The sequence below is a fragment of the Kitasatospora sp. NPDC043950 genome (assembly GCF_056435345.1).
In genome coordinates this window covers 215,087-228,853 of record NZ_JBWKER010000005.1, presented here as the reverse complement: position 1 = coordinate 228,853, position 13,767 = coordinate 215,087, and the positions used below count along the sequence as shown (strand labels likewise).

At 72.3% G+C, this 13,767-nt stretch carries 11 protein-coding genes and 1 tRNA gene; 7 read left to right on the top strand and 5 right to left on the bottom strand.

Annotation, left to right across the window (positions count from 1 at the left end; all coding sequences use genetic code 11):
• Window positions 1–28: 28 nt before the first annotated feature.
• The gene (locus tag AC07BF_RS05645) at window positions 29–1,204 is read left to right on the top strand and encodes a serine hydrolase domain-containing protein (RefSeq protein WP_400806957.1); all 1,176 of its coding nucleotides are present in this window, start codon (window positions 29–31) and stop codon (window positions 1,202–1,204) included.
• Window positions 1,205–1,351: 147 nt separating this feature from the next.
• Here AC07BF_RS05645 and AC07BF_RS05640 read toward each other — a convergent pair whose 3' ends face one another.
• Window positions 1,352–2,053: a response regulator transcription factor gene (locus AC07BF_RS05640; RefSeq protein WP_363627782.1), complete on the bottom strand. Its 702-nt coding sequence runs from the start codon at window positions 2,051–2,053 to the stop codon at window positions 1,352–1,354.
• Window positions 2,050–3,276, bottom strand: a complete 1,227-nt coding sequence (locus AC07BF_RS05635) for a sensor histidine kinase (protein ID WP_478333006.1) — start codon at window positions 3,274–3,276, stop codon at window positions 2,050–2,052. The genes AC07BF_RS05640 and AC07BF_RS05635 overlap by 4 nt, the downstream gene beginning before the upstream one ends.
• A 331-nt stretch (window positions 3,277–3,607) precedes the next feature.
• On the opposite strand from AC07BF_RS05635, the gene AC07BF_RS05630 reads away from it, so the two are divergent.
• Window positions 3,608–5,947: an MMPL family transporter gene (locus AC07BF_RS05630; RefSeq protein ID WP_478333005.1), complete on the top strand. Its 2,340-nt coding sequence runs from the start codon at window positions 3,608–3,610 to the stop codon at window positions 5,945–5,947.
• Window positions 5,948–6,131: 184 nt separating this feature from the next.
• A tRNA-Met gene (locus AC07BF_RS05625) sits at window positions 6,132–6,205 on the top strand.
• Between the two features lie 81 nt (window positions 6,206–6,286).
• Here AC07BF_RS05625 and AC07BF_RS05620 read toward each other — a convergent pair.
• Window positions 6,287–6,919 (bottom strand): cyclase, encoded by a 633-nt coding sequence (locus AC07BF_RS05620; RefSeq protein WP_400985585.1) that lies wholly within the window; start codon window positions 6,917–6,919, stop codon window positions 6,287–6,289.
• A gap of 365 nt (window positions 6,920–7,284) precedes the next feature.
• Here AC07BF_RS05620 and AC07BF_RS05615 point away from each other — a divergent pair, with 365 nt between their 5' ends.
• Complete coding sequence (locus AC07BF_RS05615) at window positions 7,285–8,463, top strand: agmatine deiminase family protein (protein WP_363627779.1); 1,179 nt, start codon at window positions 7,285–7,287, stop codon at window positions 8,461–8,463.
• Between the two features lie 212 nt (window positions 8,464–8,675).
• On the opposite strand, the gene AC07BF_RS05610 is transcribed toward AC07BF_RS05615, so the two are convergent.
• Together AC07BF_RS05610 and AC07BF_RS05605 are read right to left on the bottom strand one after the other, a co-directional pair.
• The gene (locus AC07BF_RS05610) at window positions 8,676–9,410 is read right to left on the bottom strand and encodes a dienelactone hydrolase family protein (protein WP_363585519.1); all 735 of its coding nucleotides are present in this window, start codon (window positions 9,408–9,410) and stop codon (window positions 8,676–8,678) included.
• 251 nt (window positions 9,411–9,661) lie between these two features.
• Complete coding sequence (locus tag AC07BF_RS05605; protein WP_063352386.1) at window positions 9,662–10,258, bottom strand: TetR/AcrR family transcriptional regulator; 597 nt, start codon at window positions 10,256–10,258, stop codon at window positions 9,662–9,664.
• A 257-nt stretch (window positions 10,259–10,515) separates the two neighbouring features.
• On the opposite strand from AC07BF_RS05605, the gene AC07BF_RS05600 reads away from it, so the two are divergent.
• The 3 genes from AC07BF_RS05600 (at window position 10,516) to AC07BF_RS05590 (ending at window position 13,738) form a co-directional block, all read left to right on the top strand.
• Window positions 10,516–10,809 carry an agmatine deiminase family protein gene (locus AC07BF_RS05600; RefSeq protein ID WP_478333004.1) on the top strand — a complete coding sequence of 98 codons (294 nt, stop codon included), beginning with the start codon at window positions 10,516–10,518 and terminating at the stop codon, window positions 10,807–10,809.
• Window positions 10,810–10,896: 87 nt separating this feature from the next.
• Window positions 10,897–11,895, top strand: a complete 999-nt coding sequence (locus AC07BF_RS05595) for an agmatine deiminase family protein (protein WP_478333003.1) — start codon at window positions 10,897–10,899, stop codon at window positions 11,893–11,895.
• A 184-nt stretch (window positions 11,896–12,079) separates the two neighbouring features.
• Window positions 12,080–13,738: an ABC transporter substrate-binding protein gene (locus AC07BF_RS05590; protein ID WP_478333002.1), complete on the top strand. Its 1,659-nt coding sequence runs from the start codon at window positions 12,080–12,082 to the stop codon at window positions 13,736–13,738.
• The last annotated feature ends 29 nt before the right edge of the window (window positions 13,739–13,767 follow it).

Sequence of the window (13,767 nt, the reverse complement as noted above, 5' to 3'; positions counted from 1 at the left end):
TTCCCCTTTCCCGTAGAGGAGTTCTTCCGTGAACGAGCACGTCCCGCACAGCCGCTCCCCCCAGTCCCACCGGAGCCGCCGCGGTCGGCACATGGTGGCGGCAGCCGTGGCCGCCGGCGTCGTGGCGGCCGGAGTGCTGGCACCGACCGCGGCGTTCGCGGGCGGCAAGCCGGACAACGTCCAGTCGAGCCTGAACGCGCTGGTCAAGGACGACGGCCTGCCCGCCGCACTGGCCTCGGTCAAGGGCCGCGACGGCCGCACCCGCACCTACACCGCGGGCGTCGGCGACCTCGCCACCGGCGCCAAGGTCCCCGTCGACGGGCAGATACGCGCCGGCAGCAACACCAAGACCTTCACCGCCGTCGTCGTCCTCCAGCTCGTCGCCGAAGGGAAGGTCGGCCTCGACGCGCCCGTCGACACCTACCTGCCCGGCCTGCTGCGCGGCGACGGCATCGACGGACGCCGCATCACCGTCCGCCAGCTGCTCCAGCACACCAGCGGCCTGCCCGACTACATGGAAACCCCCGCACTCCCGGACTTCACCACGATCCAGTACCGCTACTTCGAGCCCCGCGACCTCCTCGACGCGGCCCTCGCCCAACAGGCCCGCTTCCCCGCGGGTACCAGCTGGGAGTACAGCAACACCAACTACATCGTCGCCGGACTCCTCGTCCAGAAGGTCACCGGACGGCCCGTCGGCGAGGAGATCACCAAGCGCGTCATCGACCGCATCGGCCTGCGCCACACCTACTTCCCCACCCCCGGGGACACCGGCATCCACGAGGCCCACCCTCACGGCTACTACCGCAGCTCGCCGGACGCGCGGACGATCGACTACACCGAGATGGACTCCTCGGCGGCCTGGGCGGCGGGGGCGATCGTCTCCACCAACACCGACCTCAACTCCTTCTACGCCGCGCTCCTCGGCGGCCGACTCCTGCCCGCGGCGCAGCTCGCCGAGATGCGCACCACCGTCCCCGCCGAGCTCCTGGGCCCGGGGGTCCGCTACGGGCTGGGCCTGCAGAGCAAGCCGCTCTCCTGCGGCGGCCTCTCCTGGGGCCACGGCGGGACCACCGCGGGCTACCGCTCCCGCAACGGGGTCACCGACGACGGCCGCGCCGCCGCCATCACCGTCACCGCCATCCCGGGCGAGGCCGGCGCGCAGCACATGGCGGACGCCCTGGACGCGGCCCTCTGCCGCTGACCGCGCCACCCCTCGGGGCGCCCCCTGCCTGCGCGGGGGGGCGGACACCGGACAGACGGCCTCGCGGCTCCCGTGGGCGGGGACCGCGAGGCCGTCTGTGGAGTACCGCTGCCGGGATCAGTCCGACTCGGGCAGGCTCAGCCCGCCTCAGCCCGCCGGGTTCGCGGGCCGGGCCTCGACCAGGCCGGACTCGTAGGCCGCGATCACCGCCTGGGCACGGTCGCGGACACTCAGCTTGGCGAAGATGCTGGTGATGTAGTTCTTGACCGTGGAGACGCTGATGCCCATCGCCGACGCGATCTCGGCGTTGTCCAGGCCGGTGGCCAGCAGGTGCCACACCTCGATCTCGCGGGGCGTCAGTTCGCCCAGACTGGACACCGGCAACGGCACCGGTGCCGGTGGCAGGCGGGGCGCGGTGACGTACGTGGAGATCAGCCGGGTGAGCAGGCGCGGCGCCACCGCCGCCTCCCCGGTGTGCACGGTGCGCACGGCCGCCGAGAGCTCCTCCGGGGAGACGTCCTTGGGCAGGAACCCGGAGGCGCCGGCGCGCAGGGCGGCGACCACGTACTCGTCCATGTCGAAGGTGCTCAGCGCCAGGACCCGGCAGGCCGGCAGTTCCCGCGTGAGCCGCTCGGTCGCCTGGACGCCGTCGAGAACCGGCATCCGGATGTCCATCACCACGACGTGGGGCCGGTGCCGGTGCGCGAGGTCGACCGCCTGCTGGCCGTCGTCCGCCTCGGCCACCACCTCGAAGGCCGGGTCGGGTGCCAGGATCAGGGCCAGGCCCCGCCGTACCAGCGGCTGGTCGTCGGCGATCAGCACCCTGATCCGCTCCGGGGTTCCCGTCATCCGAGCCGTTCCTCTCCGTCGGCCGGCGCCACCGGCAGGCTGGCCGCCACCCGGAAGCCACCACCGTCCACGGCGCCGGCCACCATGCTGCCGCCCTGCAGCGCGACGCGTTCGCGCATGCCGATCAGACCGTATCCGGTGCGGCCCGCCCTCGGTCCGGCCGCACCGCCCGCTCCCGCCAGGGCGCCCACCAGGGTGTCGGCCGGCGCGGCGGTGCCGTTGTCGGACACCTCGACGGTGATCCGGTCCGGGTGGTACGTCAGCCGGACCCGCGCCTGGGCCCGGCCGGCGTGCTTGCGGGTGTTGGTGAGGGACTCCTGGACGATCCGGAACACCGCCAGGCCGGTGCTCGGCGGCAGCGGGCGCTCCTCCCCCAGGACGGCGAACTCAGTGGGAAGACCGGCCCTGCGGGACTCCTCGACGAGCCGTCCGAGGTGTCCGACACCGGGCTGCGGCTCGGCCGGCGACTCCTCCGGCTCGTCGCCGGCCCGGAGCACGTCGAGCAGTTGGCGCATCTCGCGCAGCGCCATCCGCCCGGAGCCCTCCAGCGTGACCAGGGCGTCGCGCACCACCTCGGCGTCACCCCCGAGGTTCGCTCTGGCACCGCCGGCCATCAGCTGCATGGTGGTGATGTGGTGGGCGACGATGTCGTGCAACTCCCGTGCGATGCGGCGCCGTTCCTGCGCCACCGCGCGGTCGGCCAGCAGCCTGCGCCTGGCCTCCACCGCGTGCTGCCAGCGTTTCAGCGCCTCGACCGCGGCGATGACCAGCGCCACGGCGACCACGTTGGACGCCACTTGCGAGAGCGGAGGCGGCAGCGGATGCCCCCGGCCCAGCAGCGGTACGACGGCCGCCACGAGGGCGGTCGTCACCGCCACCACGAGGCCGCGCGAGCGGGCGACCGCGAACAGCGCGATGCAGAGCGTGCAGTTGAAGTGTTGCGGCACCGGCCCGCTCAGGTTCAGGGCCAGGCCGAGGGCCAGCACAGCCGTCAGCGACGCCAGCGGGTAGCGGCGCCTGGTGAGCAGCGGCATGGCCGCCAGTACGAGCAGGACCAGCGCCGTCAGGGCGATCGGCTGGCTTCCGTCCGGGCCGCCGATCGAGTAGCCGAGGAGGTCCAGGGCGGCAGCCCCGACGGCCACCAGTGCGTCACTGGCCGTCCAGGGCAGACCGTCGGCTCTCGGCGGCTGCGGCTGCGGCAGCGGCCGGTGGTGCGTCGACATGCTGGTGGTGGTCCTTTCCGTGGCCGGTCGGCCGTGTGCCGTCGTCCGTGAGCCGCGAGCCGTGAGCCGTGAGCCGTGAGCCGTTCCCGCGGAGCCCTCGGGGGGGGGGGGGGGGGGGAGCCCGCGGTCTATTCTCCCTGTGGCCCCCAGCCCCGGGCCGGCACCCGGGACCGATCCCGGACCAGGCCCCTGGTCCTGGTCCGGGCCTGGTGGCGGGCTCAGGTCCTGATGCCGTTCTCCTCCCGCGCTCGGACGAGAACGCCCGGTACGCCGTGATGGTCTGGAGACGTGCCGGAAATCCCCGGCGACAGCACCACAGCCGGAGGACATCGTGATCCGCGCCCTGACCGGATTCTCCACCAGGAATCCGTGGAAGGTGATCGCCGTATGGGCGGTCCTGGGAGTACTCCTGACCATCCTGAGCCAGACGTTGATCTACCGGGTGACCCAGACGCAGACGGCCGACTTCCTGCCGAAGAGCTACGACTCGGCCGCCGCCATGAAGATCGCCCAGGACCGCTTCGGGACGAAGCCCGACGCCAACCCGGTGACCGTCCTGGTCGCGCGGGCCGACGGCCGGGCGCTGACCGCCGCGGACCGGCAGCAGATCGACGACGGGGCGAAGCGGCTGAGCCGCCTCAAGGTCACCATGCCCAAGCCCAAGGACGCCGCGCCCCTTCAGCGGGACTACTCGCAGGTCCCCCAGGTCGACCCGGCCATGACCGCGCCGGACGGGACCTTCGAGCTGCTCTCCGCCAACCTCACCGGAAACCCCGCCGACCCGGGCCTGGAGAACACCTACCGGGCGTTCCGGGACGGCACCCGGGCGGAGTTCGCCGCCCAGGGACTGCGGACCGGCTTCACCGGCGCCCTCGCCGACCAGGTCGACTCCGCCGACGACGGCAAGACCCTCGCGACCGTCGCGACCGCCTGCGCCGTCGGCCTGATCATCCTGCTCCACATCCTCGTGTTCCGCAGCGCCCTGGCCGCGCTGCTGCCGCTGATCGCGGTGGCCCTCGTCAGCGGCGTGGCCGCCGGCGCCGTCGTGGGCACCGCCCTGCTCACCGGCATCAAGCTCGACCCGTCCGTACCGAGCCTGATCGGCGTGGTGCTGCTGGGCATCGGCATCGACTACTTCCTGTTCCTGATGTTCCGCTTCCGCGAGCAGCTGCGGGCCCACCCCGAACGCCACCACCGCGCCACCGCCGCCGAGGTCGGCCACAAGGTCGGCACCGCGATCACCTCGGCCGCGCTGACCATCGTCGCCGCCTTCGCCACCCTCGGGGTCGCCAGCTTCGGGCAGTTCCGGGTGCTCGGCCCGGCCGTCGCGGTCTCGGTCCTGGTCATGCTGCTGGCCAGCCTCACCCTGATGCCCGCCGTACTCGCGGCCTGCGGACGCGCACTGTTCTGGCCCTCACGCGCCCTCAAGACCGTGCCCCGCGACGGCGCCACCGCCCGCTTCGCCGACCTGGTGGCCCGCCGGCCCGTGGTCATGGTCCTCGCCTCGCTCGCCCTCCTGGGCGCCCTGGCCGGCGGGCTCGCCGGGATCAGGATGGACTACAGCCTGGGCGGCGGCCCGCGCACCGCGTCCCGGACCACCGCCCTCGAAATCTCCCGTGCCCTGCCCGCCGGTGTGGCGGACCCGACCAGCGTCTACGTCGAGACCAAGAACGCCGGCCCCCTCACCCCCGGCGCGCTGAACGGCCTGGCCCAGCGCCTCACCCGGGTCACCGGCGTCGGCCAGGTGGCAGAGCCGGTCCTGAGCGAGAGCCGGCAGGCCGCGCGGATCGACCTCTTCCTCACCGAGGACCCGCAGTCCCAGCAGGCCCGCGACCTGGTCGCCGGCCCGATCCGCGCGGCCGTCGCCCAGGGCACACCCGCCGACCTGAACGCGCACGTCGGCGGCACCCCGGCCGTCTTCGCCGACGTCTCCACCGCCGTCGGCCGCGACCTGCGGCTGGTCTTCCCGGTCGCGGCGGCACTGATCGGGGTCATCCTCCTCCTGCTGCTGCGCAGCCTGCTCGCACCGGTCGTCCTGATGCTCTCCGTCGGCCTCGGCTTCGCGGCCACCCTCGGCGCGGCCGCCCTGCTGTTCCAGCACGCGATGGGCAAGCCGGGCGTCAACTTCACGCTGCCGCTGGTCCTGTTCCTGTTCGTGGTCGCGCTCGGCACCGACTACAACATCCTGATCAGTGACCGGATCCGGGAGGAGATGGAACACCCCGGCCCGCCCCGGGCCGCGGTCGCGCGCGCCCTCCGGCACACCGCCCCGGCCATCGCGACGGCGGGCCTGGTCCTGGCCGGCTCCTTCGCCGGCCTCGCCGTGACCCCGCAGCCCTCGACCCAGCAGATCGGCTTCGCGACCGCGCTCGGCATCCTGCTCTCCGCGTTCCTGCTGTCCGTCGTCCTGGTGCCCGCCCTGGCCGCGCTCCTCGGCCGCAGCCTGTGGTGGCCCCTGCGTCCAGGCCGTACCACGGCCCGCACGGCCCCCGGGCACCCCCGCGCAGAGGCGCCGCAGTCGCCGCAGTCCCAGCCCTGGTCGCAGTGGCCCACGCCGCCGCAGCCGGACGACCACCCCTCCCCCTACCCTCAGCCCTATCCCCAGCCGTACACGCCGCAGGAGGAACAGGGCGCAGCCTCCTCCTGGACCGGAAGCAGCCACCACCCGTAGGAAGCGGGCGGGCTCGGACGACGACACCGGGCGCAACGGCCGGCGCCCCCGGTTCCGTCGCGCTGCGGCTGTCGGCTTCCGCTGAACGCGCATCACCTCGGGGCCGCCGTTGGAGCCGCGCACCCGGCCGCCCGGTGGCCGATTAGGTGATCGCCGCCGGGTGCCGTACGGTCGGTACTACCGACGCGGGGTGGAGCAGCTCGGTAGCTCGCTGGGCTCATAACCCAGAGGTCGCAGGTTCAAATCCTGTCCCCGCTACTTCCGACACCGGGGCCGACGCACACTGTGCGCCGGCCCCGGTGCTGTTCTCCCTCGGTCGCCTTCGGCGCGAGCCCCCGGTCAGCTCACCGTCGTGGTGCTGAGCGCCTGTGCGGTGGCCGGGTAGCAGGCGGTGGGCACGTCGACGGTGAAGAACGAGACGGGCACGGTCGCCGTGAAGGTCAGCCCCGGGTCCGTGTAGCTCGTACCGGCCACCGAGGTGCGGATGACGCTGCCGGAGGCCCCGGCGGCCAGGTTCAGGGTCAGCGCGGGAAGCGTGAAGGTGCCGCCGCCGCCGACCGACCCGTTCACCGTGAGCACGACGTTGCCGTTGTTCACCGCGACGCTCGCGCTGCCCGAGTAGCCGGAGCCGCCGGTCAGCGACTCGCCGGTCAGCGTGGCGTTCGCGGGGACCGGCACGGTGAGCACGATGTTGCTGATCGACTGGATGCTGTAACCACCCACCGTGGTGGGCACGGTGAGCGCGTCGGGGGCCAGGGTGACGGTGAACTGGCTGCCGGCCGTGACGGTGGCGGGCGCGGCGGCGTTGACACCGGCGTTGAGGTTGAAGGTCTGTGCCGACCCGATCGGCGGGGTCGCCTGGCAGGCCAGGACGACCGGGGTGTCCGCGGCCGCGGCGGTCGGCGCGAACAGCCCGACCGCGGCCACGCCGCCGGCGAGCACGACCGAGGCACGTCGCAGAGCAGAGGTCATTCCCATGAGGGTTCTCCCGCGAAGCCTGAGGTGGGGGGTGAGGGTGGGGCGCGCGAGCGTCGGGGCGTGGGGTACCTGAGCCGCCCGCCCACCCGGCGGCCCGGCGCAGGCCGGGCGAATTCAGCATGGGCGCGTCAGGGACCTCCAACAATCCTGCTGCGCAAGGCAGTTGCAGCACTTTCCGGCCATTCTCCGGCCGCGCCGCGCTCGGCCCTCATGGCTGGTCGGCGGCGGCCGACGCATGCGTGGCGAAGGCGGCGCCCGTCATCAGCGGACGGGCCGCTTCGGGCTTGACTGACTTTTCAGTCAATGAAAGTGTTGACGGCGAGCTCGACGTCGGCGCTACCCCTGACCGGAGAATCCCCGTGCCCTACCCTGATCTGTCCCGCCGCACCATCCTGCGCTCCCTCGGCGGCGCGGGCGTCCTCGCCCTCGGCCTGACCGCCTGTTCGGACCTCGACGAACCCGTCGAGGACGCCACGCAGGCCCCGCAGCCATCCGGGGCCCCACAGCCGTCCGGGTCCTCGGCGGCTCCCGGTGCGCGCCGCTTCGGCGCCGAATGGGAGAAGCACGTCCGCACCGTGATGTCCTGGCCCGCCTCGGAGAGCGTCTGGGGCGACCAGCTCCCCGACGTCCGGAGGGACATCGCCGGCCTGGCGCGGGCCATCGCCGCCCGCGAACCGGTCGTCCTGATGGCCCGCCCCGAGCAGAAGGACGCCGCGCAGAGCGCGTGCGGCTCCGCGGTCGAGGTCGTCCCCATCGCCGTCGACGACCTGTGGGCCCGCGACACCCTGCCGGTGTTCGTCGAGGAGGGCGGCAAGGTCAAGGGCGTCGACTTCAACTTCAACGGCTGGGGCGACAAGCAGCAGCACGCCAACGACGGCAAGATCGCCCGCACCGTCCTGGCCAAGTACGGCGTCGAACGCATCGAGACGAAGCTGGTCGCCGAGGGCGGCTCCTTCGAGACCGACGGCCAGGGCACCCTGCTGGTCACCGAGAGCTCCGTCGTCAACGGCAACCGCAACCCCGGCATGTCCCGCGACCAGGTCGAGGCCGAGCTCAAGAAGGCCCTCGGCGTCACCACCGTGATCTGGCTGGCCGGCGTCAGGGGCAAGGACATCACCGACGCCCACGTCGACTGCCTCACCCGCTTCGCCGCCCCCGGAGTCGTCCTGCTCGACCAGGCCTTCCCCGGTTCACCCGCCGACGTCTGGTCCCGCTCCGCCGACCAGGCCCGCGGCGTCTTCACGGACGCCGTCGACGCCCGCGGCAGGAAGCTCGACGTCATCGAGCTCCAGCAGCCCGACCCCGACAGGATCACCGGCCGCGGCGACGCCTTCGTCTCCTCCTACATGAACTTCTACGTCGGCTCCAAGGGCGTCTACCTCCCGAAGTTCGGCGACGACCGCGCCGACGTCCGCGCCCAGCAGATCCTCAAGCAGCACTTCCCCGACCGCGAGATCGTCCCCGTCAAGATCGACAACATCGCCGCCGGAGGTGGCGGCATCCACTGCGCCACCCACGACATCCCGGCCGTCGGGTGAACGCGCGGTTCGCCTGACACCCGCCGGGGCGTGCGGTCTCCTCGAAGCTCCACAGAAATCGAACCGTTGATGACTTCAGGCAGCACGGGCCCCTGCCGAGAGTTCAGCAGGGGCCCACGGTGCAGAGAGCTGTGGACGGCCGGGGCCTGCCCTCGACAAGTGGCAGGCCGTCGGCATCAGCTATCGTCTGCCGCCGGTCCGACGGCCCGGCCTCACCTCAGGTGTCGGGTGAAGAACTGGGCCGCGGCGTCCCCGGCGAACTGCGGGACGCCGGTGTGCCCGCCCATGTTGGCGTGCAGGGACTTCTCCTTCGAGCCGAAGGCGTCGAACAGGTCCAGGGCCGCCTGCCGGTCGTTCCCCTCGTCGTCCCACTGCAGCAGGACATGCAGCGGAATGGTGACCTGCCGGGCCTCCTCGAACATGGAGCGAGGCACGAAACTGCCGGCGAACAGAACGGCGGCCGAGATGCGCGGCTCGACCACCGCCAGCCGGATCCCGATGGAGATCACTCCCCCCGAGTACGCGACCGGGCCGCCGATCTCGGGCAGCGCGAGGAGGGCGTCCAGGGCGGCCCGCCATTCCGGGACCGCCTTGTCGACCAGCGGGAGGATGAGGGCGTCGACGATCTCGTCGCTGACCGGCTCGCCGGCCTCCAGCGCCCGGCGCAGGTCGGCGCGGGCCTGCTCCACGGCGGGCCAACGAGGCCGGTCGCCGCTTCCCGGGAGCTCGATGGTCGCCGTGGCGAAGCCGTCCGCCGCGGCGTGCCGGGCCCGGGCCACCAGTCGGGGGTACATCCTGCGCAGTCCGAGGGGAGGGTGGCCGAGCAGGATCAGCGGCGCCGGTGCGGATGCGGCTCCGGGCGTCCACAGGATGCCGGGGATCTCGCCGAGGGTGAACTCGCGCTCGAGGACACCGTCGTCGAGGCGCTGTTCAGAAGTGAAGTGCATGGTCGTGCCTTTCGGGAGGGCTCGGATACGGCGCTCCCGGACGACCTATCGCCCGACCGTGACCCCGGAGGAGAGCACCCATGTGAATACTGCGTTCACGGGTACCACCTCCTCGTTCTCTCGCACGGCCTCCGGAAACATAGCAGCGGTCGCCTCGTCCGCCAAACGGGTTTTTGCGGAGTCTCCGCGACGGCGGGGTGCACCGGCGCCGGCGGCGGCCTGCCCCGCACCTCGGGCAGGTGGAGGATCGGTCAGCAGCGGCACCGCACGACGGCCGGCAGCGCCTCCAACTCCACCTCGATCGCCTCCCGGAGCAAGCGTCGCGCGTGCTCCAGCGGCATCGAACCGGTCAGCCAGCGGGCGCTGAGGCCCTCGATCAGGACGGTGAGGCGTTCGGCGGAGGCCGTGTGGGCCGGCGCCGTGGCCTCGGGGCGGGCGCGGCCGAGCAGGTCCGCGACATCGTGCACCCAGGCGTGGGTGGCCCGTGCCAGTTCCTCCCGGAGATCGGGCTCGAAGACCGCGCTGGCCCTCAACTCCCCCCAGGCCGTGCTGTTCTCCCGCACGTCCGGGGTGTCCTGGAGTTCCAGGAGCAGGACCTGTTCGAGATCGCGCCGGGGATCGTCCGAGTACCCCGCCGAGTCCCCCTCCGCGGTGTAGCGGTCCGCCCGGTCGCTGATGAACTCCAGGGTCTTGCGGAGCAGCCCGGCCCGGTCGGTGAAGTGGTAGTACAGCAGCGAGGTGGACACCCCCGCCTCGGCGGCCAGTTCGCCCACGCGCAGCCCGCGCACACCACGCCGCGCGATGACGCGGGTGGCGGCGATGAGTATCTCTGTTCGACGATCCGACACAAGCGATCACCCTACCCGGCCGGGGCCTCGCGCGGAGGAATTCCTGATCAAAGTTTCAGGGCCCAACTCCCGTACGGCCAGGCGGGTGACCCCAGCCCGGGGCTCACGGCGGACTCACGGCAAGCTCGTGGCGGGCTCACGACAGACCGGTGCGGCAGGGAAAACCGCGATACCGTTACGTATCGGGTATTGACTGAATTTTTAGTTGCAGCCAAGATGTGCGTCACCCCACACCTCCCGCCCCCAAGGGAGTCCTCTTGGACACGCCCGTTCCCACCCGCCGCAGCCTGCTCGGATTCGGCGCTGCCGCGGATGCCCGCGGAGACCGATCTGCACACCCTCACCTTCATGGCCTGGCCCGCCCTGTCCTCAACGGCGCCGTCCTCGTACCGCAGTTCGGCGACGGCTACGCGGACGGGGTCGCCTACGCGGTCCTCCAGGCCAAGTACCCCGACCGCACCGTGGTCCAGCTCGACATCGACAACATCGCGAGCGGCGGCGGCATCCACTGCTCCACCCAGTCGCAGCTCGCCGCACCGCCCGTCGGCTGAGCGCGGCCGAGCCCCCGCCGACCATCTCGGTCGGCCACTCTCGACCCCATCCTGACTGAAAATTAGAACAAGAGAGAAGGATCCGTCATGACGTTCCAGATGCCGGCCGAGTGGACCCCCCACGACGGGTGCCTGATGGCCTGGCCGACCAGGTCGGACCTCTGGGGGGAGACCTTCGAGGAGGCCAAGCGGGAGTACTCCCAGGTCGCCCGGGCGATCGCCGAGTTCGAGCCGGTCACGATGGTCGCGCTGCCGGGCCGGGGCGCCGAGGCGCAGGAGCTGTGCGGGGAGGGCGTCGAGGTCGTGGAACTCCCCATCGACGACTCGTGGTTCCGCGACTCCGGGCCGATCTTCGTCCTCGGCGAGGACGGCCGGCGGGCCGGTGTGGACTTCCGCTTCAACGCCTGGGGCGGCAAGCACCACCCGTACGACACCGACGACCTGATCGCCGGGCGGCTGCTGGAGCGCCTGGGCGTCGAGCGCGTCGACTCCCGGATGATCCTCGAAGGCGGGGCGATCACGGTCGACGGCGAGGGCACGCTGATCACCACTGAGCAGTGCCTGCTCAACCCGAACCGCAACCCGGGGATGAGCAAGGAGGAGATCGAGGCCGAACTGATCGCGAAGCTCGGCGTCAGCACGATCATCTGGCTCCCGTACGGCGGTCTGCTGGACACCGAGACCGACGGCCACGTGGACGGCGTCTGCGCGTTCGTCGCCCCCGGCAAGGTGATCGTCCAGCTGCCCGCCGACCCCGACCACCCCGACCACGAGCGCATGCGCGCCAACCACGCCGTCCTGACGGCCGCCACCGACGCCCGGGGCCGCAAGCTGGAGATCCTCGAAGTCCCGCAGAGCGCCTTCGTCGAGGTCAACGGCACCGACGTCGAGGTCGGCTACCTCAACTTCTACATCGCCAACGGCGGCGTCGTCGTCCCGGTCGCCGACGTCCCGGAGGACGAGGGGGCCCTCGCCGCCATCGCGGCCGCCCTGCCCGGCCGCAAGGTCGTCGGGGTCCGCTCCCGGGTGATCGCCTACGGCGGCGGCGGTGTCCACTGCATCACCCAGCAGGTGCCCACCGCCTGAGCCGCCCGCCCGCCGGCCCAGCCACCCGCCCGTCGCCCCACCCCTCGCCCCGCCCGTCGCCCCACCCCTCGCCCCGCCCCTCGCCCCGCCCCTCGCCGCGGGCCGGGCAGCGAACCCCCGCTGCCGGGGCCGCCCCTCCCCCCGCCCGCCGGACCCCCGTTGAGCCTGGAAGAAAGAACCCTCGATGCCACGAAGCCAGCGCCCGGAGCACAGATCCCCGCACCGCCGCCACGCCCTGCCGGCCGCCGCCCTGGCAGCCTTCGCCCTGGTCGCCGCCTGCGCCGGGCCGCCGAAGACCGGTGACGGAGGCAGCGGCGACCAGGCGTACAAGCTGTCCGCCGACACCCCGGCCGCCAAGGGCCGGCTCGACTCGTTCAGCTGGGCCGTGTACGCCGAGCCGCCGACCCTCGACTACATCTCGGCGTTCGACTACCCGCAGAACACCATCCTGTCCAACGTGTGCGAGAGCCTGATGCGGTGGACCCCGCAGCTGACACTGGCCCCCGGGCTCGCGGCGAAGACCACCAGCCCCGACCCCACCACCTGGGTCTACGACCTGCGGCCCGACGTGCACTTCCACGCCGGCGGCGTGATGACCGCCGACGACGTGGTGTACAGCCTCGGCCGGCAGATGAACCCCGACAACGCGGCGGCCTGGGCCCAGCAGTTCCAGAACGTCAGCACCGTCACCAAGAGCGGCCCGCTCCAGGTCACCGTCAAACTCAAGCAGCCCGACTCGCAGTTCAACCAGTACATGGCCACCGCCGCGGGCGTCGTCGCGTCCAAGGCCGGCATCGAGGCGGCCGGCAAGGACTACGGCACCTCCGGCAGCCTGGACTGCACCGGCCCCTACCAGCTCGGCTCCTGGAACAAGGGCCAGTCCATCCAGCTGCGGCGCTTCGACGCCTACTGGGGCACCAAGGCCAAGTCCGCGAAGGTCGACTTCCGCTTCCTGACCGACCCCTCGGCGCGCGTCAACGCCATGATCAGCGGTGAGGCGGACGGCGGCTACCTGATCCCGACCGAGAGCTACGACCGCCTGAGCAGGAGCGGCGCGGGCACCCTCTACTTCGGCGAGGGCCTCAGCACGGTCAACGTCAACGTCACCGACATGAAGGGCGTGCTCGGCGACGTCCGCGTCCGCAAGGCGCTGTCGCTGGCCCTCGACCGCTCCGGCTTCGTGCGCACCGGGCTCGCCGGCGCCGGCAGCGCCACCGGCTCCCTCACCTCCCGCGCGGCCTGGGCCGCGGCGCCGCCGGACGTCAGGAAGGAGGCGTTCGAGGGGCTCACCCCGACCGCCCCGGACATCGACCGGGCCAAGGCCCTGGTCAAGGAGGCCGGCGCCACCGGAAAGACCGTCACGGTCGCGACCAGCTCCATCGGCCAGGACGTCTCGCTGCTGGCCACCGCCGTCCAGTCGGCCGGCGCCAGGATCGGTCTCGACGTCCAGCTCAAGACGATCGCGCCCAACGCGTTCACCGCGCTGTTCACGGACGCGAAGGCGCGCGAGGGCATCGACCTGTTCCCGGAGACGTACTACGACTCCATCACCGACCCGCTGGACCTGCTGGCCAACTTCAAGACCGGCGCCTACCAGAACTTCGCCGGCCACAGCGACCAGGCCTACGACGACCTGGTCGACAAGGCGACCGCCGCCGCCGACCCGGCGGAGCGCTTCACCCTCGAAGCGCAGCTCCAGAAGACCGCGTCCGACCAGCTGCTGTGGATCCCGGTCGCCGAGTGGCCCACCGCCGTGTTCCTCAACAAGAGGATCACCGGCGCCCCGACCACCATCTCCTACATGTACTACCCGTGGGCGGCCGACGTGGGATCGGCCCAGTGACGTCTCCCGGATCCACCGTGCGGCGGCCG

Coding starts and splice junctions, on each gene's coding strand:
- AC07BF_RS05640 (WP_363627782.1), bottom strand. CDS start 2,053: ATGACGGGAACCCCGGAGCGGATCAGGGTGCTGATCGCCGACGACCAG.
- AC07BF_RS05595 (WP_478333003.1), top strand. CDS start 10,897: ATGACGTTCCAGATGCCGGCCGAGTGGACCCCCCACGACGGGTGCCTG.
- AC07BF_RS05590 (WP_478333002.1), top strand. CDS start 12,080: ATGCCACGAAGCCAGCGCCCGGAGCACAGATCCCCGCACCGCCGCCAC.
- AC07BF_RS05635 (WP_478333006.1), bottom strand. CDS start 3,276: ATGTCGACGCACCACCGGCCGCTGCCGCAGCCGCAGCCGCCGAGAGCC.
- AC07BF_RS05610 (WP_363585519.1), bottom strand. CDS start 9,410: ATGCACTTCACTTCTGAACAGCGCCTCGACGACGGTGTCCTCGAGCGC.
- AC07BF_RS05620 (WP_400985585.1), bottom strand. CDS start 6,919: ATGACCTCTGCTCTGCGACGTGCCTCGGTCGTGCTCGCCGGCGGCGTG.